A 24717-nucleotide genomic window follows, 5' to 3' on the forward strand; every position below is an offset into this window, starting at 1 on the left:
CCGTCTGATGGAGCGTTACCTCGACCTGGTCGAGCGCAACGCCCGCGCCATCGTCTTCGTGCTGGTGGCCATCACCGCTGGCTTCGCCTATTACCTCGGCGCGGTGATCGCCGATACCAACCCCTATCTGCTCAAGGAAGATCACCCGGCGCGCAAGACCATTCTCGATCTGCAAAAGGAATTCAGTGGCACTTACGACTCGGTGATGATCGCCTTCACCGACCCGGACGGGGTGTTCAACCGCGAAACCCTCAATGCCGTGTTCGCCATTTCCCGCTCGATGCGCCAACTGATGCTGGCCAACGATCAGGACCGCGGCACCCTGCGCGAGGTGCTCGGTCGCCATCCCGGTGACCCGCAGGCCCAGGCGCTGGCGCACAAGGTGCTGACCGAGGGCTTCGCCCAGCGTGACCAGGGCGATCTGATGCGCCTGCGCGACCATGCCCAGGCCAATGCCTGGGACAGCCACGACCAGCAGTTTTTGCGTTTTCTCGCCGAGCGGGTCAACCCGGTGAAGGAGATGGCGTCGATCGCCGACACCGAGAACATCAGCCTGGCCAGCGACGGCCAGTTGTGGATCCACAAGACCCTCAATGCCAGCGACATGGACCCGCGTGCCGTCGAGGCGCTGGTGATGGACAACGAACTGCTGGTCGGCGGCCTGGTGTCGCCGGACAAGCGCGTCGCCCTGGTGGTCACCGAGCTGGGCACCAAGCAGGACGATGCCCAGGCGCAGTTGCGCGCTTATCACCTGGTGCGGCAGATGCTCGCCGACTACCAGCAGGCCCATCCGCAACTGCGCGGCGAGGTGTTCATCGCCGGCATGCCGATCTTCATCGCGGCGCAGCAGGAAATCATCGATCACGACATGGCGGTGCTGTTCCCGGCGGTGTTCGTGCTGGTGACGCTGCTGTTGATCTTCTTCTTCCGCCGGCCGCTGGGGGTGTTGCTGCCGCTGTTCAACATCCTGTTCTGCACCATCTGGACGGTGGGCCTGATGGCCCTGTTCAAGGTGCCGTTCGACCTGCTGACCAGTGTGCTGCCGGTGTTTCTGTTCACCATTTGTTGCGCTGACGCGATCCACGTCATGGCCGAGTACTACGAGCAGCTCAAGGCCGGCAAACCCTACCGCGAAGCCGGGCGGCAGACCATGCGCCTGATGATGGTGCCGGTGGTGTTGACCACTGCGACCACCATCGCCACCTTCGTCATTTCCACCACCAACAACATCGTCAGCATCGGCAACTTCGGCCTGTTCATGTCCATTGGCCTGACGGCAGCGCTGATCATCTCGTTGCTGCTGATTCCGGCGTGGATCTTCGTCTGGGGCAAGAACCACGTGCCGTCCGAGGCCGCTGTGGAGAAGCCGTCGCCGCTGTCCACCGCGCTGGTGCGCTGCTGCGCCTGGCTGATTCCACGACGCCGGCCCGCCTTGTTGATTACCCTGCCGCTGGTGGCGGTGATGGCGGTACTGACCTTCAAGGTGGACATCGAAGATTCGGGCATCGCCTACTTCGAACCGGACAGCGCGGTGCGCACCGCCGACGCGTTCATCAACCGCGCCCGGGTGGCCGGCACCGCACCGGGCTGGATCGCCTTCGACAGCAAGGCCCCGCGCGGCATGCTCGACACCGAGGTGGTGCAGTTCCTCGACCGCCTCGACCAGTTCCTGCGCGAGCAGCCGCACGTCAGCTACACCTACTCGCTGGCCACCTACATCAAGCGCATGAACCTGGTGCTCAACGACATGGACCCGACGTTCCTGCGGGTGCCGCAGGTGCGCGAGGAGGTCAAGGGCTTCGACGAACAGGGCCGCCCGGAGCGCTTCGAGGTGGACGGCAATGCGCTGATCGAGCAGCACGTGATGCTGTTCGAGAACGGCGGCGGCTCGGACCTGCGCAACGTGCTCAATGCCGACTACTCCAAGGCGGTGACGCTCTACACCATGACCAGCTCGGTGGCCGGCGACTACCAGGCGCTGCTCGACCGCCTCGATGCCTGGGTCAGCCAGAACAAGCCGGCGCACCTAGAGGTGACCCATGCCGGCACCGCCTACATCTGGACCGGCGTACTCAAGGAAATCACCCAGGGCCAGATGCTCAGCTTCACCCTGGCGCTGCTGGTGGTGACGCTGATGATGATGGGCTGGCTGCGCTCGGTGCGCCTGGGCCTGCTCGGCATGCTGACCTTGCTGACCACCTCGGTGATCGTCTACGGCGCCATGTACTTGCTGGACATCGAGTTGAACATCGGCACCACGCTGGTGACCTTCCTGGTGGTCGGGGTGGTGGACTATGCCGTGCACCTGTTGTCGCGCATGAAGTTCCTCATCGAAGAGGGCGCGACGGTGGACGAGGCGCTGCTCGGCGCAATGGAAGGCATCGGTCGCTCGACGCTGGTCAACGTGGCGATCTTCTCCGGTGGCTTCATGGCGCTGTTCTTCTCCGACTACAAGCCGATCATCGACCTCGGCACGCTGGTGGCGTTGGCACTGTCGTCCAGTGGCATCAGCACGCTGCTGCTGGTGACGCTGATCTCGCCGTGGTTCTTCGCCACGATCAAGCCGCGGGTCGAACAGCCTTCAGCGCTCGGCGGCGGGTCGGGTGCTCGCGCAGAACTGGCGTAACAGTCGATACAGGTACGTTCAGCCGGGCACGGCGAGCGGGTTCGCCGTGCGGGCCTGCTCGAAATGGCACTGCTCTCGGGCTTCCTGCACGCTGCCCTCGAAGGCCTCGAGGCCGTCGTGCAGGCTTTGCAGGTGCTCGATCTGCGCGCGCAGTTCCTGCTTCTTTTCGGCGATGGCGCGCTGGGCCAGGTCCCAGGGAATGTCCTGGCCCCTGTAGTTCTGGAAGATCGCCTGCATTTCCTTGAGCTTGAACCCCAGTTGCTGGGCGCACTTGATGAAGCTCACCAACTCCACGCTCTGCTGGCTGTAGACCCGGTACTTGCCTTCGCGCTGGGCCTCGGGGAGCAGGCCGATCTTTTCGTAGTGGCGGATGCACTTGACCGTGGTGCCCGACAATTGGGCGACTTTTCCGATGTACATGGGGTGTTCCTTCCTTGGTAAAAGCGCGCAACCGCGTGCGGCCACCGGCAATTCGGGCGGCCACGCGAGGTAGGGGGGTTAGGGCGCGCTATCTTACACAAGGATTGGAAACTGTGAAGTTGATCACAGTGCCCGGTCGTCGCTTCGTCGCTTCAGCCGGCGGCGGTGCGGCGCACGCGATCCAACCAGTTCTGGCGCTGGATGTCGGTCGAACCGAGGATCGGGCCGAAGGTCAGGGTGCGGGTGGGCTTGATGCCGCAGAACGCCAGGGTGGTCTTGCGCATCTGGTGCAGGCCGGGCATGCGGTAGACCCACCGGTAGTACCAGGGCGGCGTGTCCATGGTCACCAGCAGGTGCGCGGTGCGGCCCTTGAGCAATTGCTCCGGGAAGGCCGAGTCCTTGCGGTACTTGAAGGCAAAGCCGGGCAGGAACACACGGTCGAAGAAGCCCTTGAGCAGCGCTGGAATGCCGCCCCACCAGATGGGATAGACGAACACCAGGTGTTCGGCCCAGAGGATCTGCTCCTGGGCCTGGCGCAGGTCCGGCTCCAGCGGCTGGATCTGCCGGTAGCCTTCGTGCAGCACTGGATCGAACGCCAGGGCCGGCAGGTCGAGGGTTCGCACCTCATGACCGGCTTCGCTGGCGGCCTGGACATAGGTCTGGCCCAGGGCGGCGCAGAAGCTGTCGGAGGAGGGGTGGCCCAAAACCACCAGGATACGCTTGCTCATTTCGACTCCACGTCATTAAGGAGTCATCGAGGCTAAGGTATGCCCTTGGAGGTAGAGTCAAGCGGTTGATGCGTCAAAGTGTGTTACCCGCGGACCTGCCGCGCGCAGCGTGCGAATCATTCCTTCGGCTGATTTGACCGGCGCCTGGCCGCTCTACAGTAGCGCCTTGACACTTCGGCACGCATTTTCAGAAAAGGGACAATCATGCTGCAGACCCGAATTCTCGAACCCACCGAGGGCGCCTACGCCTATCCGTTGTTGATCAAGCGCTTGCTGCTGTCGGGCGGGCGCTACGAGAAAACCCGCGAGATCGTCTACCGCGACCAGGTCCGCCTGAGCTACCGCGAGCTGGGCGAGCGCATCGCGCGGCTGGCCAACGTGCTCACCGAGGCTGGGGTCAAGGCCGGCGACACCGTGGCGGTGATGGACTGGGACAGCCATCGCTACCTCGAATGCATGTTCGCCATCCCGATGATCGGCGCGGTGGTGCATACCATCAACGTGCGCCTGTCGCCGGAGCAGATCCTCTACACCATGAACCACGCCGAAGACCGCTTCGTGCTGGTCAACAGCGATTTCGTCGCGCTCTACCAGGGCATCGCCGGGCAATTGACCACGGTCGACAAGACCCTGCTGATCACCGACGGCCCCGAGCGCAGCGCCGAGCTGCCGAACCTGGTCGGCGAATACGAACAGTTGCTCGCCGGCGCCAGCCCTCGCTACGACTTCCCCGACTTCGACGAAAACTCGGTGGCCACCACCTTCTACACCACCGGCACCACGGGCAACCCCAAGGGCGTGTACTTCACCCACCGCCAACTGGTGCTGCACACCCTGGCCGAAGCGGCGGTGCTCGGCGGCGACGACAGCGTGCGCCTGCTCAGCAGCAGCGATGTGTACATGCCGATCACGCCGATGTTCCACGTGCACGCCTGGGGTATTCCCTACGTGGCCACGCTGATGGGCATCAAGCAGGTGTATCCCGGACGCTATGAGCCGGACATGCTGATTCGGCTGTGGCGCGAGGAACAGGTCACGTTCTCCCACTGCGTGCCGACCATCCTGCAGATGCTGCTCAACTGCCCCACGGCCAAGGGCCAGGACTTCGGCGGCTGGAAAATCATCATCGGCGGCAGCGCGCTCAACCGCGCTCTGTACCAGGCCGCGCAGGCCCGTGGGATTCAGCTCACGGCGGCCTATGGCATGTCCGAGACCTGCCCGCTGATTTCCTGTGCGCACCTGAACGACGAACTGCTGGCCGGCAGCGAGGACGAGCGCGTCAGCTACCGCATCAAGGCGGGGGTGCCGGTGCCGATGGTGGAGGCGGCGATCATCGACGAACATGGCCGCTTCCTGCCCAACGACGGCGAGTCCCAGGGCGAGCTGGTGCTGCGCGCGCCGTGGCTGACCCAGGGCTATTACCAAGAGGCGGACAAGAGCGCCGAGCTGTGGCGCGGCGGTTGGCTGCACACCGGCGACGTGGCCACTCTCGACAGCATGGGTTTCATCGATATCCGCGACCGTATCAAGGACGTGATCAAGACCGGCGGCGAATGGCTCTCGTCCCTGGACCTGGAAGACCTGATCAGCCGTCACGAGGCGGTGCGCGAGGTGGCGGTGGTCGGCGTGCCCGACCCGCAGTGGGGCGAGCGGCCGTTCGCGCTGCTGGTGGTGCACCCGGATCGGCAACTGGACGCCAAGGCGCTCAAGGAACACCTCAAGCCGTTCGTCGAGCTGGGGCACATCAACAAGTGGGCCATCCCTAGCCAGATCGCCGTTGTTACTGAAATTCCCAAGACCAGCGTCGGCAAACTGGACAAGAAGCGCATCCGCGTGGAGATCGGTCAGTGGCAGGCCAGCAACAGCGCCTTCCTGTCGACCTTGTAACGACCGAGCCAGACAGTCCGAGCGGCGAGTTAGAGCCATCGCGGCTTGTCAAACGCGGAATTTCAGCCATGCTTCAGCACGGTCAGCGAGTACGGTGGCAAATTGCAATTGCCGCCGGCGACACGACGCAAATCACACTTTAGAGGGATCAAGCGTTGTCGGGCGCTGGCTATAGTCGGTTCAGGGGATTGTCAGGAATGGGGAGGGGCACGCCCTGCGCGCCGCCTGCCGGTGCATCTGCCGTTCAGGTGCCGGGGTCGTTTCTGCAAGCACTCGTTGCCATAACAAAAATGTACATGGAGTAGCGTCGATGACATCTGCAAACCCGCTCTGGCGTCGGGCCAAGCTGCCCTTGGCCGTCAGTCTCGCTTCCACGCTGGCCAGTCCTGCTTTCGCTGTGAGTTTCAACATCGGGGAAATCGAAGGTCAGTTCGATTCGTCGCTCTCCGTTGGGGCCAGTTGGTCCACGGCCAACCCCAACCGCAACCTGATCGGCGTCAACAACGGCGGCAAGGGGCTGTCGCAGACCTCCGACGACGGTCACCTGAACTTCAAGAAAGGCGAGACCTTCTCCAAGATCTTCAAGGGCATCCACGACCTCGAGCTCAAGTACGGCGACACCGGCGTGTTCGTGCGCGGCAAGTACTGGTACGACTTCGAGCTCAAGGACGAAAACCGCGAGTTCAAGAACATCAGCGATTCAGGGCGCAAGTCCGGGGCCAAGTCCTCGGGGGCGCAACTGCTCGATGCGTTCGTCTATCACAACTACTCCATCGGCGACATGCCCGGCTCCGTGCGCCTGGGCAAGCAGGTGGTGAGCTGGGGCGAGAGCACCTTCATCGGCGGTGGCATCAACTCGATCAACCCGATCGACGTCGCCGCCTTCCGCCGACCTGGCGCCGAGATCAAGGAAGGCCTGATCCCGGTCAACATGTTCTACGTGTCCCAGAGCCTGACCGACAACCTGTCGGCCGAAGCCTTCTACCAGCTCGAATGGGACCAGACCGTCACCGACAACTGCGGCACCTTCTTCTCCCAGCCGGACATCATCTCCGACGGCTGCAACGACAACCTGCGCGTGCTCAACAGCAGCCGCACGGTGCCGGCCGCCGCCCAGCAGTTCCTCGCCAGCCGTGGTGTGAACATCAACCAGGAAGGCGTGATGGTGCGCCGTGGCGCTGACCGCGACGCGCGTGACAGCGGCCAGTTCGGCGTTGCCCTGCGCTACATGTTCGAGCCGTTGGACACCGAGTTCGGCGCCTACTTCATGAACTACCACAGCCGCGCGCCGATCTTCAGCGCCACCGGCGCGCCGCCGGGCGTGTTCGCCGCCATCCCGTCGCTGCCGGCCAACCTGCGTCCGCTGGCGCCGCTGATCGTCGCGGGTAACTCGCAATACTTCGTCGAGTACCCCGAGGACATTCGCCTGTATGGCCTGAGCTTCTCCACCACCTTGCCTACCGGTACGGCCTGGAGCGGCGAGATCAGCTACCGGCCCAACGCTCCGGTGCAGTTGAACACCACCGACATCCTGTTCGCCGGTGTACGCCCGCTGGGCGGCGCGCTGGCCAACGCTTCGCTGCTCAACGGCACGCCTGGCCAGGACCTGCACGGCTACCAGCGCAAGGAGATCACCCAGTTCCAGACCACCCTGACGCACTTCTTCGATCAGGTGATGGGCGCCAGCCGCATGACCGTGGTCGGCGAGTTGGGCGTGACCCATGTGGGCGGTCTGGAGAGTGCCTACGACACCCGCTACGGTCGCGACCCGGTGTTCGGCCCAGGGCCGCTGCCGGCCACCGGCGGTGCCAATACCTGCCAGGCGCTCAACGCCAGCACCATCGCCGGCGCCGGAGCGGGAGCTTCTACTGCCAACCTGAACCGCAAGTGCGAGAACGACGGCTACACCACCAGCACGTCCTGGGGCTACCGCGCCCGGGTGATCTGGGACTACAACGACGTGTTCGCCGGGGTCAACCTCAAGCCCAACGTGGCCTGGTCCCACGACGTGTCCGGCTACTCGCCGGGTCCGGGCGGCAACTTCGAGGAAGGGCGCAAGGCGATCAGCCTGGGCGTGGACGCCGAGTACCAGAACACCTACACGGCGAGCCTGTCCTACACCAACTTCTTCGACGGCAAGTACAGCACCGTGGATGACCGCGACTTCGTCGCCCTCAGCTTCGGCGTGAACTTCTAAGCACTCAGATTCAGGATGACGACGATGACGATGACCACAAGTCTGCTCAAGGCCGGTGTGCTGGGTGTGTCCCTGCTGGCGGGCAGTGTCATGGCGGCGGTGTCCGCCGACGAAGCGGCCAAGCTCGGGTCCACGCTCACCCCCATGGGCGCCGAGAAGGCCGGCAACGCCGATGGTTCCATCGGCCCCTGGGAGCCACTGGCCAAGAATGCCGGCAGCGTCGATGGGCGCGGCTTCCTGGCCGACCCGTACGGCAGCGAGAAGCCGCTGTTCACCATCACCGCAGCCAATGCCGAGCAGTACAAGGACAAGCTCGCCCCTGGCCAATTGGCGATGATCAAGCGCTACCCGGATACCTACAAGCTGCCGGTGTACAAGACCCATCGCGGTGCCACCGTGCCGGACTCGGTGTACGCCGACATCAAGGCCAACGCCACCAACGCCACCCTGGTGGAGGGTGGCAACGGCCTGAACAACTTCCGCGGCGCGGTGCCGTTCCCGATTCCCAAGAGCGGTGTCGAGGTGGTGTGGAACCACATCACCCGTTATCGCGGTGGCAGCGTGGCACGCCTGGTGACCCAGGCCACGCCGCAGCAGAACGGCTCCTACAGCCTGGTGTACTTCAGCGACCAGTTCGTGTTCCGCGACAAGATGAAGGACTACGACCCGAACAACCCGGGCAACGTGCTGTTCTATTTCAAGCAGGAAGTGACCGAGCCCGCGCGTCTGGCCGGGACCGTGCTGCTGGTGCACGAGACCCTCGACCAGGTCAAGGAGCCGCGCAAGGCGTGGATCTACAACGCCGGCCAGCGTCGCGTGCGCATGGCGCCGCAAGTGTCCTACGACGGACCGGGTACAGCCGCCGACGGCCTGCGTACCTCCGATAACCTGGACATGTACAACGGCGCGCCTGACCGCTACGACTGGAAGCTCGAAGGCAAGAAAGAGATGTACATCGCCTCCAACGCGTTCAAGCTCGACGATCCCAAGCTCAAGTACGCGGACATCATCAAGGCCGGTCACATCAACCAGGACCTGGCGCGTTACGAGCTGCGTCGGGTGTGGCACGTGGTCGCGACCTTGAAGCCGGGTCAGAAGCACATCTACGCCAAGCGTGACTTCTACATCGACGAGGACACCTGGCAGGCGGCGGTGATCGACCAGTACGACGGTCGTGGGCAACTGTGGCGCGTATCGGAAGCCTTCGCCCAGCCGTACTACAACAACCAGGTACCGTGGTACACCCTCGAAGCCATCTACGACCTGCAGTCGGGGCGCTACCTGGCCCTGGGCATGAAGAACGAAGAGAAGAAGTCCTATGACTTCACCTTCACTGCCAACAAGGCCGACTTCCAGCCGGCCGCCCTGCGCCAGAGCGGGGTGCGCTGAAGTCTTCGGGAGGGGCGGCCAAGCGCCCCTCCTGTCACGGTCCGCACCTTGCCCACACTGATCCTGGTCAACCCCGCTAAGCTTGAATCTTCCAGAATTGGCCCTATGTATTGGTCATCTCCGGCAGGTTCTTCTTAACGGGTGCTGTTTATCGCTCCGCCTGCCCTTTTTAAGGAAGGTATCCCCCATGCGAATAGACCGACTGACCAGCAAGCTGCAACTGGCGTTATCCGACTCCCAATCCCTGGCCGTGGGCATGGACCACCCGGCCATTGAACCTGTGCACCTGCTGCAGGCCCTGATCGAGCAGCAGGGCGGCTCGATCAAGCCGCTACTGATGCAGGTTGGCTTCGACGTCAACAGCCTGCGCAAGGCGTTGACCAAAGAGCTCGACCAACTGCCCAAGATCCAGAATCCCACCGGCGACGTGAACATGTCCCAGGACTTGGCGCGCCTGCTCAACCAGGCCGACCGCCTGGCCCAGCAGAAGGGCGACCAGTTCATCTCCAGCGAACTGGTGCTGCTCGCCGCCATGGACGAGAACAGCAAGGTCGGCAAGTTGCTGCTCGGCCAGGGCGTGAGCAAGAAGGCCCTGGAAAACGCCATCAACAACCTGCGCGGTGGCGCGGCGGTCAACGACGCGAACGTCGAGGAATCGCGCCAGGCGCTGGACAAGTACACCGTCGACCTGACCAAGCGCGCCGAGGAAGGCAAGCTCGACCCGGTGATCGGCCGTGACGACGAAATCCGCCGCACCGTGCAGGTGCTGCAGCGCCGCACCAAGAACAACCCGGTGCTGATCGGCGAACCCGGCGTGGGCAAGACCGCCATCGCTGAAGGCCTGGCCCAGCGCATCATCAATGGTGAAGTGCCCGATGGGCTCAAGGGCAAGCGCCTGCTGGCCCTGGACATGGGCGCGCTGATCGCCGGCGCCAAGTACCGCGGCGAGTTCGAGGAACGCCTCAAGGGGCTGCTCAACGAGCTGTCCAAGCAGGACGGCCAGGTCATCCTGTTCATCGACGAACTGCACACCATGGTCGGCGCTGGCAAGGGCGAGGGCGCCATGGACGCTGGCAACATGCTCAAGCCGGCGCTGGCGCGCGGCGAGCTGCACTGCGTGGGTGCGACCACCCTCAACGAGTATCGCCAGTTCATCGAGAAGGACGCGGCGCTGGAGCGACGCTTCCAGAAGGTGCTGGTCGAGGAGCCGAGCGAGGAAGACACCATTGCCATCCTGCGTGGCCTCAAGGAGCGCTACGAGGTGCACCACAAGGTAGCGATCACCGACGGCGCGATCATCGCGGCGGCCAAGCTCAGCCACCGCTACATCACTGATCGTCAACTGCCCGACAAAGCCATCGACCTGATCGATGAAGCCGCCAGCCGCATTCGCATGGAGATCGACTCCAAACCCGAAGTGCTCGACCGTCTCGACCGTCGCCTGATCCAGCTCAAGGTGGAATCCCAGGCGCTGAAGAAGGAAGAGGACGACGCGGCGAAGAAGCGTCTGGAGAAGCTCACCGAGGAAATCGCCCGTCTGGAGCGTGAGTACTCCGACCTGGAAGAGATCTGGGCGTCGGAGAAGGCCGAGGTACAGGGTTCGGCGCAGATCCAGCAGAAGATCGAACAGGCCCGCCAGGAACTCGAAGCGGCCCGGCGCAAGGGCGACCTGAGCCGCATGGCCGAACTGCAGTACGGGGTGATCCCGGACCTGGAGCGCAGCCTGCAGATGGTCGACCAGCATGGCAAGACCGATAACCAACTGCTGCGCAATAAGGTTACCGAGGAAGAAATCGCCGAGGTGGTCTCCAAGTGGACCGGCATTCCGGTGTCGAAAATGCTCGAAGGCGAGCGCGACAAACTCCTGAAGATGGAAAGCCTGCTGCACGAGCGGGTGATCGGCCAGAACGAGGCGGTGACCGCCGTGGCCAATGCGGTGCGCCGCTCGCGCGCCGGGTTGTCCGACCCCAACCGGCCCAGCGGTTCGTTCCTGTTCCTCGGCCCCACCGGTGTGGGCAAGACCGAGCTGTGCAAGGCGCTGGCCGAGTTCCTGTTCGACACCGAAGAGGCCATGGTGCGCATCGATATGTCCGAGTTCATGGAGAAGCATTCGGTCGCGCGGCTGATCGGTGCTCCGCCGGGCTACGTGGGTTATGAAGAGGGCGGTTACCTGACCGAGGCCGTGCGGCGCAAACCCTACTCGGTGGTGCTGCTCGACGAAGTGGAGAAGGCCCACCCGGACGTGTTCAACGTGTTGCTGCAGGTGCTGGAAGATGGCCGTCTGACCGACAGCCACGGCCGTACCGTGGATTTCCGCAACACGGTGATCGTGATGACCTCGAACCTGGGCTCGGCGCAGATCCAGGAGCTGGTCGGCGACCGCGAGGCCCAGCGTGCAGCCGTGATGGATGCCGTGGGCGCGCACTTCCGGCCGGAGTTCATCAACCGTATCGACGAAGTGGTGGTGTTCGAGCCGCTGGGCCGCGAGCAGATCGCCGGTATCACCGAGATCCAGCTTGGTCGTCTGCGCGGTCGTCTGGCCGAACGCGAGCTGGCCTTGAACCTCAGCCCCGAGGCCTTGGACAAGTTGATCGCAGTGGGTTACGACCCGGTGTATGGCGCGCGGCCGTTGAAACGGGCGATCCAGCGCTGGATCGAGAACCCGCTGGCGCAATTGATCCTCGCGGGCCAGTTCGTGCCAGGTGCGGCGATCACGGCGCAGGTGGAGGGCGACGAGATCGTATTCGCCTGAGTCGTCACGTGGTCGAGAAGCCCCGCATCCGCGGTAATGCTGTTCACTTAAAGCATGCTGGGGCCGCTTCGCGGCCCTTTCGCGGCACAAGGCCGCTCCCACAAAGTCCGCGCAAACCCTGAAACATGGGGCTGTACGGACCCTGTGGGAGCGGCCTTGTGCCGCGATGGGCTGCGCAGCAGCCCCAATTCCAGCAATACAGATCTTAAGTGAACCGCATTACGCATCCGCGGGGCTTTTTCTTGTCGCCGTGCAGGGGCGAGGCGCGCAAATCCCTGATTTTTCTCGCTCCGTGCTAACTCGCTGAAAATTTTGAAAAAAATGCTTGCACAATGAAAACGGTACGCCTAATATTCGCACCGCTGTCAGGCACTACCCAGATCAACGGCGGTACAGGTGATCTGAAAACAACTTACAAATCAGTAAGTTGGGTGAAAAAAAGTGGTTGACAAGCAAAACGAAGAATGTAGAATAGCCGGCCTCAGCAGCGACAACGCTAAAGAGATCGAAGCTAACACAAGCTTCGCAGTTGTAAGGTTGTACGAAGTGCAGTTCCGCGATAGCTCAGTCGGTAGAGCAAATGACTGTTAATCATTGGGTCCCTGGTTCGAGTCCAGGTCGCGGAGCCAATTTCGGGGTGTAGCGCAGTCCGGTAGCGCGCCTGCTTTGGGAGCAGGATGTCAGGAGTTCGAATCCCCTCACCCCGACCATTTTCCGGGTCGTTAGCTCAGTTGGTAGAGCAGTTGGCTTTTAACCAATTGGTCGTAGGTTCGAATCCTACACGACCCACCATATTCACAGCGGTTCCTGAGGTAGTGGGAGCTGAATGAAGCGAGAAGAAGTTCTGCTTCAGTGTGATGAGGACAAGAAGCAGCCCGCCTATATGGCGGGCTTTTTCGTTTTTGCCATTGCTTGCCTGATGGCGCTTCCAGAGGCTATGTCGGGCGTCCCTGCCCGGCGATGCGCTCCACTTGCCTCCAGTAAGGCGCGCGACCGCGCCCCCGCCTTGCTCAGTACACCCGGTAGTAATCCACCACATCATCCACGAAGTAGATGATCAGCCGGGAGCCTTGTGCCTGGCCTGCTGGCTTGGTCATCCCGGTGACGCTACCCACGTCGCTCATCACGCCCTGCGCCTTGGAAACCTGCGCAGAAGCGTTGTACATCTTCAGGCTGTTTTCGGTGGACACATACTTGTGAGCCAGGGCCATGTACTTGTCCAGACCCTCTTCGTTCTTGTTGTACGTCCAGTTCGAACCGTTGCTGCGACTGGAGGCGTCCAGGGCTTCCTCTGCGGGCGTGCCGAACAGTTGTTGCACCTGGGACTTGGTGGTCTTGCCGGGGATCAACGTCTGCTTCAGGTAGGCCACGTTGTACTTCTGTGAACCCGAGTCGAGTGGGTTGACGAACTGGCCTGAGCTGCTGCAGCCGACGAGAGCACCGGTCATCAGGCATAAGGCGAATCCGACGTGAATGAATCTTTGATGTGTGCGAGCCATAGCGTCACCTGTAAAAGGTCGCGGCTGTTCCAGTGGAAGTTAACGGCTATCGAATCGAGACACACAGGTGCCCACAACGCGACGCCGAAGTGTGAACTAGAGCAGCCTTTTCAATGAGTGAAAGTGCCGGCAGAGGGTATGCCTGCTGCTCTTTCTCGGCTATAGCACACCTGTACTAACGGCGCGCAGAAGTGGAGTGTTTATACTGGCGACTGGTGGCTATTCATTGCCAGGTAACTGTACTAGCCGCCGCTGAGTCAGCTCACCAACTTAAAAATTTCAGCGCTCCAGCGTCCAACTACCGGTAACCGGAAAGTTGCTGAATTGAGCCGCCGCTGCCGCTCGAGTGGGCACGCCCAGTGTCTTCAGCAGCGTAGAGACATGAATGCGCACGGTGAACGGCGAAATGCCCAGTTCCTTGGCGATCTCTTTGTTGGTCTTGCCGGCGGCGATCAGGCCAAGCACCTGTTTCTGCCGGGCGGTGAGGTTGGAAAGACTGGGGTCCAGGATCGGATTTTCCGGGTTGTAGCGGACCACCACTTCGCCCTCGCGAATGGCCATGATGGCCTCGGCGATACCGGCAGGGTCGACATTCTTGCCGATGAAGCCATCGGCGCCTTGGCCGATGACCTGGGAAATGACGTCCAGGTCATCGACCATGGACACCACGATGATGGAGGTGCGCTTGAATTCCTGGCGCAGTTGGCCGATGACCGACAGTGACGTGAGGCCCGGAAACCGGAGGTCGAGCACTAACGAATCGATTTCGCCGCCGTGGCGGGCCAGAGTCAGTACTTCATCCAGGTTGCCGGCCTGTTCGATCTGCGCGCCAGGCAGGAGCCGTTCCAACGTCCGCAGCATGCCCTCGCGAAACAGCGGGTGGTCATCCGCCACTATGATTCTGCACGACATGTTTCAGACCCATCCGACGCCCGAGTGGGCGCATAGTAACGCAAACCTTGACCCAGGGTTCAAATTCAACCGCGCCCAGACGCGCGTAGAGGTGCAGATAACATGACCGAGAAGAACAGCGAACTCGACCAGGCCACGTTGCGCCTGACGGTGAGTACCTGCGCATCGCTGTACATCTTCATCGTGGCCTGCCTGCCATCGAGCAACTTCGCCACTTACGCGCCGATCCTCTGGTACATGGCGTTCTTCATCAGCGTGGCAGTGCCTCTGCGCATGCTGATCAAACGGCGGCCGGGGCACTTCTTCTGGCGGCGGATATTCGCCATGTTCCATGACTATGCCGGCATCTCCTTCGCCTTGTGCGTCGGCGGCGAGGGCGCACTGCCGGTCTACGCGGCACTGCTCTGGGTGACGTTGGGCAACGGCATGCGCTTCGGCTCGCAGTACCTGGCCTGGGCGACCATGATCGCGCTGTCGATGCTGGTCGTGGTGTTCTGGATCAACCCGTTCTGGCACTCGCAGCCTTACATGTTCCTGATGCTGATGGTGACCACCATCGTGGTGCCGGCCTACGCGCACATCCTGCTCAAACGCACGCGCATCGCCTCCGAAGAAGCCATCGCCGCCAACCAGGAAAAGTCGCGCTTCCTGGCCCAGGCCAGTCACGACCTGCGCCAGCCGATCCACTCCATCGGCCTGTTCACCGCCTGCCTGCGCGACGCCCACCTGGGGCGCGAGGAACTGCGCCTGGTGGACAACATCGACCGCTCGCTGCACACCGTTTCGCAGCTGTTCCGCTCGATCCTGGACATCTACACCCTCGACAATGGCCAGCTCGAACCGCAATCGGAGCCGGTCAACCTCAACGCGCTGCTGCAAGATGTGATCAAGCAGAACCAGGAGGCGGCGCGCTGGGCGGGGGTGGAGCTGCGCCTGCGGCCCTGCCAGCACTGGGTGAAGGTCAATCCGGGGCTGCTGAGTACCATGGTGCAGAACCTGATCTCCAACGCCCTCAAGTACGCCGCCGGTCAGCCGGTACTGGTGGGGGTGCGCCGCCACGGCAAGGGCCTGTCCATCGTCATCTACGACAAAGGCCGTGGGATCGCCGCCGAACACTTGCCCGAGGTGTTCAAGGAGTTCTACCGGGTGCGTCATGCGCGCGACAAGGACGTGGAAGGCTTGGGCCTGGGCTTGTCCATCGTCAGGCGTATCGGCGAGTTGATCGACCTGCAGGTTCGCCTGGATTCGCGGGTTGACCATGGCACCTGCGCAACCATTCATGGCTTGCAGGCCATCGCCCCCGGCCAGGAGATCGTACGCCAGGCCCCGGTGCAGAGCCGCCTGCAAGGCCTGCGCGTGTGCCTGGTGGAAGACGACGCGAGTGTCCTGATGGCCACCTCGGCGCTGCTGGAGAAGTGGGGCTGCGAGGTGGAGGGCCATAGCGATGGCCTGAACGTGATCACCGAGTGCGACATCATCATTGCCGACTATGATCTGGGTACCCAGATTTCCGGCGCCGAGTGCATTGCTGCCATTCGTGAGCGCCGCGGCTGGGACGTGCCGGCAATGATCATGACTGGGCATGAGATGGCGCGCATCCGCGCCTTGGTGGCTGACCAGGACATCTCGGTGCTGGCCAAGCCGGTGCGGCCGCCGGAGCTGCGGGCAGTGTTGCTGGAGCAGGTGAAGGCCATGGAAGATGCCCGCCTGGCGGTCTGAGTCTCGACAAGGAGGTTTGAGTTGAATAGCACTGGCGCAGGTTTGCGCGGGATGAACATGGCCGAGGTGAAAAGCGAGGTCGATCAAGCCACGTTGAGGCTGATCGTCAGCAGTATCGCGCTCGTCTACATGCTGGCACTGGCGGTGTTCAACGCGGACCGCGCGATGACCTACCTGCCGATCATCACCTACATCACCACCTTCATTTTTGTCTCGGTGTTCCTGCGCCTGGCGATCAAGCGCTGGCCCGGGCATTACTTCTGGCGCCGGCTACTGTCCATGTTCCACGACTACGCCGGCATCGCCTTCGCCCTGGCATTGGGCGGAGAGGCGGCGTTGCCGATCTACGTCGCGCTGTTGTGGGTCACCCTGGGCAACGGGATGCGCTTTGGTTCGCGCTATCTGGCCTGGGCCACCGGGATCGCGCTGGCCACGTTGGTCCTGGTGTTCTGGTTCGACCCTTACTGGCATTCCCAGCCTTATATGTTTCTGACGTTGATGGTGACCACCATCGTGGTGCCAGCCTACGCGGATGTCCTGCTCAAGCGCACGCGCCAGGCGTCCCAGGAGGCCATGGTTGCCAACCAGGAAAAATCCCGCTTCCTGGCCCAGGCCAGCCACGACCTGCGTCAGCCGATTCACTCCATCGGGTTGTTCACCGCTTGCCTGCGCGACGCCAACCTGCCACGCGAAGAGTTGCGGCTGGTGGATAACATCGACCGCTCACTGCACACGGTTTCGCAGTTGTTTCGCTCGATCCTGGACATCTATACCTTGGACAACGGCCAACTCGAGCCTCAGTCCGAGCCTGTGAACCTCGACGCGCTGTTGCAGGATGTGGTCAAGCAGAACCAGGAGGCGGCGCGCTGGGCGGGGGTCGAGTTGCGCCTGCGGCCCTGCCGGTACTGGGTCGAGGTCAATCCGGGACTGCTGACGACCCTGGTGCAGAACCTGGTGTCCAACGCGCTGAAGTACGCCGCCGGTCAGCCGGTGCTCATCGGTGTTCGGCGGCGCGGCAGTGAACTGGTCATCGTCATCTATGACAAAGGCCGAGGTATCGCCGCCGAGCATCTGCCAGAGGTGTTCAAGGAGTTCTACCGGGTGCGCCACGAGCGTGACAAAGACGTCGAGGGATTGGGACTCGGGCTGTCCATCGTCCAGCGCATCGGTCGCTTGATCGGCCTGCAAGTGCACTTGCACTCGCGTGTCGAGCGCGGTACCTGTGCCAGCGTCCGAGGTTTGAAAGCCATTGCGCCGCGTATCGATGTCGCCCGTCCGGCGCCGGTGCAGAGCCGCCTTCAAGGCCTACGCGTGTGTCTGGTGGAGGACGACGCCAGTGTCTTGATGGCGACTTCGGCCTTGCTCGAGAAATGGGGCTGCGAGGTGGAAGGCCATAGCGACGGCCTGAACGTGATCACTAACTGCGACATCATCATCGCCGACTATGACCTGGGCACGAAGATTTCCGGCGCCGAGTGCATCGCCGCCATCCGTGAGCGACGGGGCTGGGAGGTGCCGGCGATGATCATGACTGGCCATGAGATGGCGCGCATCCGCGCCCTGGTGCAGGACCAGAACATCTCGGTGCTGGCCAAGCCGGTGCGGCCACCGGAGTTGCGCGCGGTGCTGCTCGAGCAGGTGAAGGTGATGGCTGCCGAGCGCTGCGCCGTATAGGCGCCTTTACAACGGCTGTCCGGCGTAGAGGCCGGCGAAGCGGGCTGCGGCCACGGCGCGATTGGGCACGTTCAACGCGCGTATCAACGACGATACGTGCACGCGCACGGTGTAGGGGGAGATGTCCAGGGCGGCGGCAATTTCCTTGTTGGTCTTGCCCTGGGCGACCAGATGCCAGACTTCACGTTGCCGGGCGGTCAGCCGGCACACCGGGTCATCGCTGTCGAAGGCGGCCGCTTCAATCGCCTGGCAACTGACCACCACCTTGCCTTTGCGGATTTCCCCGAGTGTCTTGCGCACTTGTTCGGCGCAGCAACTTTTGCCGATGAATCCATTCACCCCGGTTTGCACAACCAGTTCGACCAGTTCAGGATCTTCCAAAGCCGACATCACAATAATGATCAGCGAACTTTCCGTGGTCTCGCGCAACTTCGCGAGTTCGGCGATGGATGCCAGGCCTGGCAGGCGTAGTTCGATCATCAACATGTCGGCCGAAGGCAGATTGCCGAGCAATAACCGAACCTGTTCGAAGTTTCCGGCCTGGCTGATGTGTGCATCCGGTAGCAAGCATTTCAGTAGCCCAATCATCCCCTCGCGGTATAGCGGATGTTCATCTGCCACAATTATTTGGCAAGTCATTTGAGGACGTGGAATCCGTTCAGCACAATTATTAAGAGGCATGATCATGTCGAACTCATACCGCATTAGAAATAGCGCACGTGGGCTAGTACAGGTGTACTAGACGAGGGTTCCCAGCAGGCTCTTCACGGGGTTGCCGGCTGCGGCCGTGCAGTGATCGCCAGCGGTTTGCTCTCGACGATCAACAGTCCGGCGCCGAAGGCGTAAGCGCACAGGTGCACCCAGATGTCTCGATCTTCCCGATGGATGACGAACACGTGCGCAGGGTCGTTCCAGACATCGCCCAGGCCGCTGTTGTACTTCTCGGCGAAATGGCGCGGCCAGTTTTGCAGTGCGTCAGTGGTTTCTCGCGTCAGGGTGCCGTCGAAAATCTTCTGGCCGCCCAGTGCCTTCACCACGGCTTCGACATTGCGTGCCAGTTCGAGGTCGGAGAAGGTCTTGCCTTCGGTATTGGTGATGTTCGCCGACCAGACGCGACCTTCCACCGGTTCCAGCCGATCGCCGGTCCAGAACGGAATCTGATCGAACTCGGACACTTCCGGTGTGCTGCCGGTGGTGTAGCCGTCAGGCAGGGCGATGTAGGGGAAAGCGCCCAGGGACACGGTCGAGACTGGCAACTGTGAGACATCGAACGCCTGGGTTTTGGCGGTTACCTGGGCGTCAGTGCTGGCGTGGGCTGGACCACCGGCGATCAGGCCCAGGCCGATGACCAGCGCCAGGGCTGTCGAGCATGCTGTTTTCATGAAGATTCTCTTGAAGGCGCGCGGACCTGCTGCTGTCGTCCAGCAGCAGGTCCGCGCGGGTGAACGGTGGCCGGTGAAGGCCACCGCAGTACGTTTAGAAGCGAACCGTGATGCCCGCATTCACCGAGTGGAAGCGGGTGTCCGAACCGAACTGGCCCTGGTACGACAGGTCCAGGTCGGTCTGGCGGGTCAGACGCATCTTCGCGCCCACTTCGGTCAGTGCCACGTTGCGTGTCTGGGCGATGCCCTGCACTTCGAAGTCAGGACCGCCCGCGAAGGACTGCTCGTTGCGTGGGTCCAGGTCGCCATAGGCGCGGCGCCAGCCGAGCGAGCCATACACCTGGGTATCGCGGTTGGCCACGCGGGTATGGGTGGAGGCGCGCATGCCCACGGTCGAGAACCAGGTGTCCTGTTTCTCGCTGGACACGTCCAGCGCCGCGGCACCGCCTTTTTCGCGGAAGCTGTCGGCGTCGTACTTCACGTAGGACACGCCCACGAACGGCTCCAAGGCCACTGCGCCCAGGCCGATGCGGTAAGCCGCCTCGCCACTGGCTTGCAGGGTATTGGCATCGCGCTTGCCCTTGAGGTGGTCGTTGAACCCGGCGAAGCCCACGTTGCGCTCGCTGTCGAGCTTGTGCCAGGTGTAGCCGACATCCGCACTCAGACGCAGGGCGTCGAGCTGGGCACCGGTGTACAGACCCAGGTGGTAGTTGTCGCTGTTGCCCTTGGCGTCACGGTCGTCAGCATCGAACTTCGAGCGGCTGTAGCCCCCGTAGACGCCCGCGCGCCAGTCCTGGGTGATGCTGCCGTCGGCACCGATCAGCACTCCGCCGGTGCGCTGGCGCAGGCCGCTGGAGCCGTTGTTGCCGTCCAGGCGCGACCAGTTGCCGAAGGTCTGGGCCCAGGCGCCGCCTTGGTAGTCGGGTGCGGCGGGCATGAAGCTCGAGGCGCCGAGCGGCATGCGCACGGTGTTGCTGTCGAGCAGGGTGCGCAGGCGTGAGCCCAGTACGCCGGACACCACCTGGCTGTTGGCGATCAGCGCGGTACCGGTGCTGCTGTGGTAGTCGCCGGAGAGCTGATCGATGGCGTTGCGCGCGCTGGCGGCATCGAGCACCAGCAAGTTGTTGTACAGGCGCAGCGGATCACCGCTCTGCTGCAGCACGCTCAGGGCTCCGGCGGTGTTCCACTGGTTCTCGGTGAGCGCCACGGTCTGGAAGATGCCTGGCGTGCCGCCGGTTGCCGGTGGCTCGACCGGAGGCTGTACAGGCGGTTGGACGGGTGGCTCGACCGGGGGCTGAACCGGCGGCTCTACAGGTGGCTCGACCGGCGGCTGAACCGGCGGCTCTACGGGTGGTTCGACCGGAGGCTGAACCGGCGGCTCTACGGGCGGCTCGACCGGCGGCTGAACCGGTGGCTCTACCGGCGGCGTGGTGGTCTTCTGCGCGATGGTCAGGTTCAGGGCGTTGGCTGTGCGCTGCAGGCTGACGTCGAGGAAGGCCGAGTTGCTGAAGGCTTGCGCGTAAGCCGTGCCGGCCGCCGCCCCATCGACCACGCCGCCTTGGGCGGTGAGCAAGGTGTAGGTCTGGCCGTTCTGGTAGCTCTGTGCTTCGTTGAGCGTGGTGACGTCCACGCGGGTGCCACGCAGGGTGGCGATGCCGCTGACGTTGACTTGGTCCGAGCCGCCGTCGCCAGCGATGTCCGCCGCGTAACGCGAGCCCGCCGCCATGTCCAGGTCGCCTTTGATCGACAGGTTGCCCAGTGCGCCTTCACCTGGCGACAGGGTACCGCCGGAAGCCACCTGGGTGCTGCCGACCTGACCGCGACCGGCCAGCACACCGCCGTCCAGCACCTGGGCGCGGTTGCTGTAGTTGCCGGAGGCGTCGGTGTGGCCGACGGTGCCGTTGACCACCAAGGTGCCGTTGCCCACGCTCAGCAGCGAGGTGCCGCGCGGGTTGGTCTGGTCGACGTCGCCGGCCAGCACCAAGCGACCGCCACGTACCACGGTGCTGCCGGACAGCCCGGTGAGGTCGCCGCTCAGGGTGGTGTTGCCGCTGAACGAGTAGACCCGGCCCGCGCCGCTGATGCGGTTGCTCAGTTGCAGGTCGCTGTCGGTATGGTTGAACGCCAGCGCGCCGCTGCCGGCACCGAAGCGGATCGCCGTCTGCGGGTCGAGGCGACCGGCGGCCTGGGCGGCGCTGGCGGTGATCGAGTCGATGTCGGTACGGTCGTCGTCGCGCACCACGGCGCCGCCGATGCTCAAAGCGCCACGGGCCGCAGAGTTGATGCTGGTCAGCACGCTGATGTCGATGCCGTCGGTGCTGCTCAGTTCGGCGCCGTTGGCCAGTATCAGGTTGGTGCTGTTGGTGGAGGTGCCCAGGGTCATTGCACGGGTGGCCAGACGGGTACCTTCGCCGGAAACGCTGACCACGGTGTTACGGCTGATATTGGCCGCGCCCAGCGTCATGGAGTCGCTGGTCAGTACGGCGCCGTCGCTCACGCTGAGGTCGTTACGGTTCCTGAAGGTGCCGGTATTGTCCCAGCGGGTGCCCGCGCCTGTCAGAGTACTGATCGAGTTGATGTCCACGCGTTCGCTGGCGAGCTGGCCGCCGTTCTGCAGGTTGATGCGCGAGTCGTAGATGAAGACGCCGCCGGAGGTCACATTGACCGCATCCACCTTGGCGTTCTGGCCGCTGACCAACAGGTTCGCCCGGGACAAACCGTTGCCGGCATTACCGCTGTCGCTGAGCTGGAGATCGCGCACCGACACCTGGCCGCCGTCGAGCACGTTCAGCGTCCCCTGGCCCGCACCGCCTATGACGATGGCGTTATCCAGCACCGCGTTGGTGCGTGGTACGACCCAGCGGGTGCCGGCGCCTTCGACCACGACGGTGGCCATGGCCGTGTTGGCTTCGCTGTTGGTCGATGAGCCGCCGATTCGTCCGCCTTTGCTGACGACCTGGGCACCGTTGTTGATGGTCAGGCCGGCTGGGGTGCCGTTACTGGGGCGAAGCGAAATCGAGCCATCGATGCCGCGATCGCTACTCCAGGTTTCCTGCCCACTGTTGATGTTGTAGTCCGCCGCCTGGGCATTCGGGAGCACGCTGAGCGTGATCGCGAACGCGAGCGGGGAGAGTTTGAATAGGGGGTTCATAGCGACTCCAGATACTCCATTAGAGGCCACGTTAGTGGCTGCCGGCCATCAAGGCCTTGGCGTTCCATAGGTGCGACGTGTTGACAGGGGGAGTATCCGGAGCGCTCGGCGGGCTGGAAATAGTACGCATGTGCTAGCGTCTTGCAGAACGTGACGCCGCGCACATCAAGGGCTGTAGCCCGATGTCGGGGTGCAGGTCGCGATCTGCCGCGCACACTGCGACAATTCGGTCATGACGCCCTGTCACGCTGGCGCAGTGGGTCTAAGGTAAAGGGGAAGGCGATGGCAGGCAGGTTGATCTACCTCATCGGGCCGTCCGGTTCAGGCAAGGACAGCCTGCTGGACGCGGCCCGCGAACAGTTGACGGCCAAGGGCGCGTGCATCGCCCGGCGCGTCATCACTCGCTCGGCCGAGGCCACCGGCGAGGCCGCCATGGCGGTCAGCGCGGCGCAGTTCGAGCAGATGCGCGAGGAGGGCGCCTTTGCCTTGCATTGGCAGGCCAACGGGTTGCAGTACGGGATTCCACGGATCATCGACCAGTGGCTCGAACAAGGGCACGACGTGCTGGTGAACGGCTCACGCGGGCACCTGGCCCAGGCCCGGCTGCGTTATCCACAGTTGCAGGTGGTGTTGCTCAGTGTGGCGCAGGACGTGTTGCGTCAGCGGTTGCTGGCGCGCGGTCGGGAAACCCCGGAGGAAGTGGAGGCGCGCCTGGCGCGCAACGCCCGTTTCGCCAGCGAAGCGCGCGAGGCCGACCCGCGTTTGTTGCTGCTGGATAACTCAGGGCCGCTGGCTGAGACGGTGGCGCGGTTGCTCGCCCATCTGCAGCAATAGTGGGCGAGGAGTTGGGGGAGCGGCTCAATGGCTCCCCCGATCGACTCAGTGCAGCTTCAAGCGCGGCTCGGTGCCGCGGCCGATCTTGCTGCCCAGCATCAGCATGGCCGTGCGGAACACACCGTACAACGCCATCTGGTGCATGCGGTACAACGACACATAGAACATCCGCGCCAGCCAACCTTCGAGCATCACGCTGCCGGTGAGGTTGCCCATCAGGTTGCCCACCGCCGAGAACCGCGACAGCGAGACCAGCGAGCCGTAGTCCTTGTAGGTGTAGGTGGCCAACGGCTTGTTCTCCAGCCGAGCCTTCAGGCTCTTGGCCAGCAGCGACGCCTGCTGGTGTGCCGCCTGGGCGCGCGGCGGCACGTTGCGGTCGCTGCCCGGCTGCGGGCAGGCGGCGCAGTCGCCGAAGGCGAAGATGTCGTCGTCGCGGGTGGTCTGCAGGGTCGGACGCACCACCAACTGGTTGATGCGGTTGGTCTCCAGGCCATCGATGTCCTTGAGGAAGCCCGGCGCGCGAATGCCCGCCGCCCACACCTTCAGGCTCGCCTGGATCACCTCGCCGCTGGCGGTCTTCAGGCCGTCCTCGGTCACCTCGCTGACGGCCGCGTTGGTCATCACCGTCACCCCGAGTTTTTCCAGGGTCTTGTGTACCGGCTGGCTGATGCGCTCGGGCAGCGCCGGCAGTACGCGCGGGCCGGCCTCGATCAGGGTGATGTGCATATCTTCCGGACGGATACGGTCCAGGCCATAGGCCGCCAGCTCGTGGGCCGCGTTGTGCAGCTCGGCCGCCAGTTCCACGCCGGTGGCACCGGCGCCGACGATGGCCACGCTGATCTTCTCGCTGGCGGTGTCGCCGGCGTGGGCGCGCAGATAATGGTTGAGCAGTTGCTGGTGGAAGCGCTCGGCCTGCTTGCGGCTGTCGAGGAACAGGCAGTGCTGCGCCGCGCCCAGGGTGCCGAAGTCGTTGGTGTTGCTGCCTACGGCGATCACCAGCGTGTCATAGCCCAGGGTGCGCGCCGGCAGCAACTCGCGGCCTTCCTCGTCGAGGGTGGCGGCCAGTTGGATGCGCTTGCCTTCACGGTCCAGGCCGCTCATGCGCCCGAGCTGGAAGTTGAAGTGATTCCACTTGGCCTGGGCCACGTAGTTGAGCTCGTCTTCGGAGGAATTGAGCGAACCGGCGGCCACTTCGTGCAGCAGCGGTTTCCAGATGTGCGTCAGGTTGGCGTCGACCAGGGTGATCTCGGCGCGCTTGCCCTTGCCCAGGCTCTTGCCCAGGCGGGTTGCCAGTTCCACGCCGCCGGCGCCGCCGCCGACAATCACGATGCGATGAGTCATGGGGATATCTCACAAGTTTTACGGAATTCGGGGACACCAGGTCCGGCCGCTTCGACACAGGGGAGGGCGAGCGCAAGGCAGCTCATAGCACCGGTCCACATGGCGGGCAGCTCGACGGGCAGCGTCCGGGGCAGGACGGCGCGTCATGGGGTAGACGTCTTGGAGTGCGGGCGCGGTACAACGTTTCCTACAGCCTTGGAAAGAAG

General features: G+C 63.5%; 16 protein-coding genes and 3 tRNA genes. 11 read left to right on the forward strand and 8 right to left on the reverse strand.

The genetic code is table 11. The features are described from left to right. Nucleotides 1-7 precede the first annotated feature (7 nt). The gene (locus tag ACK2SD_RS04790; protein ID WP_412462269.1) at nucleotides 8-2626 is read left to right on the forward strand and encodes an efflux RND transporter permease subunit; all 2619 of its coding nucleotides are present in this window, start codon (nucleotides 8-10) and stop codon (nucleotides 2624-2626) included. An 18-nt stretch (nucleotides 2627-2644) separates the two neighbouring features. On the opposite strand, the gene ACK2SD_RS04795 is transcribed toward ACK2SD_RS04790, so the two are convergent. Beyond that, entirely contained in the window at nucleotides 2645-3046 is a 402-nt protein-coding gene (locus ACK2SD_RS04795; protein ID WP_029614239.1) for a MerR family transcriptional regulator, read from the reverse strand. 152 nt (nucleotides 3047-3198) lie between these two features. Next, complete coding sequence (locus ACK2SD_RS04800) at nucleotides 3199-3774, reverse strand: NAD(P)H-dependent oxidoreductase (protein ID WP_412461495.1); 576 nt, start codon at nucleotides 3772-3774, stop codon at nucleotides 3199-3201. 204 nt (nucleotides 3775-3978) lie between these two features. Here ACK2SD_RS04800 and ACK2SD_RS04805 point away from each other — a divergent pair, with 204 nt between their 5' ends. The 7 genes from ACK2SD_RS04805 (at nucleotide 3979) to ACK2SD_RS04835 (ending at nucleotide 12791) form a co-directional block, all read left to right on the forward strand. Next, complete coding sequence (locus ACK2SD_RS04805) at nucleotides 3979-5661, forward strand: fatty acid--CoA ligase (RefSeq protein ID WP_039580158.1); 1683 nt, start codon at nucleotides 3979-3981, stop codon at nucleotides 5659-5661. Nucleotides 5662-5971: 310 nt separating this feature from the next. After that, entirely contained in the window at nucleotides 5972-7858 is a 1887-nt protein-coding gene (locus ACK2SD_RS04810; RefSeq protein ID WP_412461496.1) for a DUF1302 domain-containing protein, read from the forward strand. A gap of 24 nt (nucleotides 7859-7882) precedes the next feature. Next, nucleotides 7883-9247 carry a DUF1329 domain-containing protein gene (locus tag ACK2SD_RS04815; protein ID WP_412461497.1) on the forward strand — a complete coding sequence of 455 codons (1365 nt, stop codon included), beginning with the start codon at nucleotides 7883-7885 and terminating at the stop codon, nucleotides 9245-9247. Between the two features lie 187 nt (nucleotides 9248-9434). Then, entirely contained in the window at nucleotides 9435-11999 is a 2565-nt protein-coding gene (clpB, locus tag ACK2SD_RS04820; protein ID WP_116889136.1) for an ATP-dependent chaperone ClpB, read from the forward strand. Between the two features lie 553 nt (nucleotides 12000-12552). Beyond that, nucleotides 12553-12628, forward strand: a tRNA-Asn gene (locus ACK2SD_RS04825). 4 nt (nucleotides 12629-12632) lie between these two features. Then, nucleotides 12633-12709 (forward strand) — tRNA-Pro (locus tag ACK2SD_RS04830). 6 nt (nucleotides 12710-12715) lie between these two features. Next, nucleotides 12716-12791 (forward strand) — tRNA-Lys (locus ACK2SD_RS04835). A 218-nt stretch (nucleotides 12792-13009) separates the two neighbouring features. Here the strand turns inward: ACK2SD_RS04835 and ACK2SD_RS04840 are convergent. Beyond that, entirely contained in the window at nucleotides 13010-13447 is a 438-nt protein-coding gene (locus ACK2SD_RS04840; protein WP_412461498.1) for a hypothetical protein, read from the reverse strand. 330 nt (nucleotides 13448-13777) lie between these two features. Then, nucleotides 13778-14410, reverse strand: coding sequence for a response regulator (locus ACK2SD_RS04845; protein ID WP_029614242.1), 633 nt, complete (start codon nucleotides 14408-14410; stop codon nucleotides 13778-13780). Nucleotides 14411-14512: 102 nt separating this feature from the next. On the opposite strand from ACK2SD_RS04845, the gene ACK2SD_RS04850 reads away from it, so the two are divergent. Together ACK2SD_RS04850 and ACK2SD_RS04855 are read left to right on the forward strand one after the other, a co-directional pair. After that, the gene (locus tag ACK2SD_RS04850; RefSeq protein WP_412461499.1) at nucleotides 14513-16129 is read left to right on the forward strand and encodes a hybrid sensor histidine kinase/response regulator; all 1617 of its coding nucleotides are present in this window, start codon (nucleotides 14513-14515) and stop codon (nucleotides 16127-16129) included. 57 nt (nucleotides 16130-16186) lie between these two features. Beyond that, a complete protein-coding gene (locus ACK2SD_RS04855; RefSeq protein ID WP_412462270.1) occupies nucleotides 16187-17803 on the forward strand; it encodes a hybrid sensor histidine kinase/response regulator in 1617 nt (538 codons plus the stop codon). A 6-nt stretch (nucleotides 17804-17809) separates the two neighbouring features. On the opposite strand, the gene ACK2SD_RS04860 is transcribed toward ACK2SD_RS04855, so the two are convergent. The 3 genes from ACK2SD_RS04860 to ACK2SD_RS04870 all read right to left on the reverse strand — a co-directional run bounded on the left by ACK2SD_RS04860 (nucleotide 17810) and on the right by ACK2SD_RS04870 (nucleotide 22336). After that, complete coding sequence (locus ACK2SD_RS04860; RefSeq protein WP_412461500.1) at nucleotides 17810-18490, reverse strand: LuxR C-terminal-related transcriptional regulator; 681 nt, start codon at nucleotides 18488-18490, stop codon at nucleotides 17810-17812. A 77-nt stretch (nucleotides 18491-18567) separates the two neighbouring features. Beyond that, nucleotides 18568-19185, reverse strand: coding sequence for a hypothetical protein (locus ACK2SD_RS04865; RefSeq protein ID WP_412461501.1), 618 nt, complete (start codon nucleotides 19183-19185; stop codon nucleotides 18568-18570). Nucleotides 19186-19279: 94 nt separating this feature from the next. Further along, nucleotides 19280-22336 (reverse strand): autotransporter domain-containing protein, encoded by a 3057-nt coding sequence (locus tag ACK2SD_RS04870; RefSeq protein WP_412461502.1) that lies wholly within the window; start codon nucleotides 22334-22336, stop codon nucleotides 19280-19282. A gap of 282 nt (nucleotides 22337-22618) precedes the next feature. On the opposite strand from ACK2SD_RS04870, the gene phnN reads away from it, so the two are divergent. Next, nucleotides 22619-23170: a phosphonate metabolism protein/1,5-bisphosphokinase (PRPP-forming) PhnN gene (gene phnN / locus ACK2SD_RS04875; protein ID WP_295481051.1), complete on the forward strand. Its 552-nt coding sequence runs from the start codon at nucleotides 22619-22621 to the stop codon at nucleotides 23168-23170. Nucleotides 23171-23215: 45 nt separating this feature from the next. On the opposite strand, the gene ACK2SD_RS04880 is transcribed toward phnN, so the two are convergent. After that, nucleotides 23216-24511 (reverse strand): NAD(P)/FAD-dependent oxidoreductase, encoded by a 1296-nt coding sequence (locus ACK2SD_RS04880; protein WP_039580135.1) that lies wholly within the window; start codon nucleotides 24509-24511, stop codon nucleotides 23216-23218. Nucleotides 24512-24717: the final 206 nt, after the last annotated feature.

The organism is Pseudomonas sp. SC11, assembly GCF_047039205.1.
In the GTDB taxonomy this organism is placed as follows: domain Bacteria; phylum Pseudomonadota; class Gammaproteobacteria; order Pseudomonadales; family Pseudomonadaceae; genus Aquipseudomonas; species Aquipseudomonas boreofloridensis.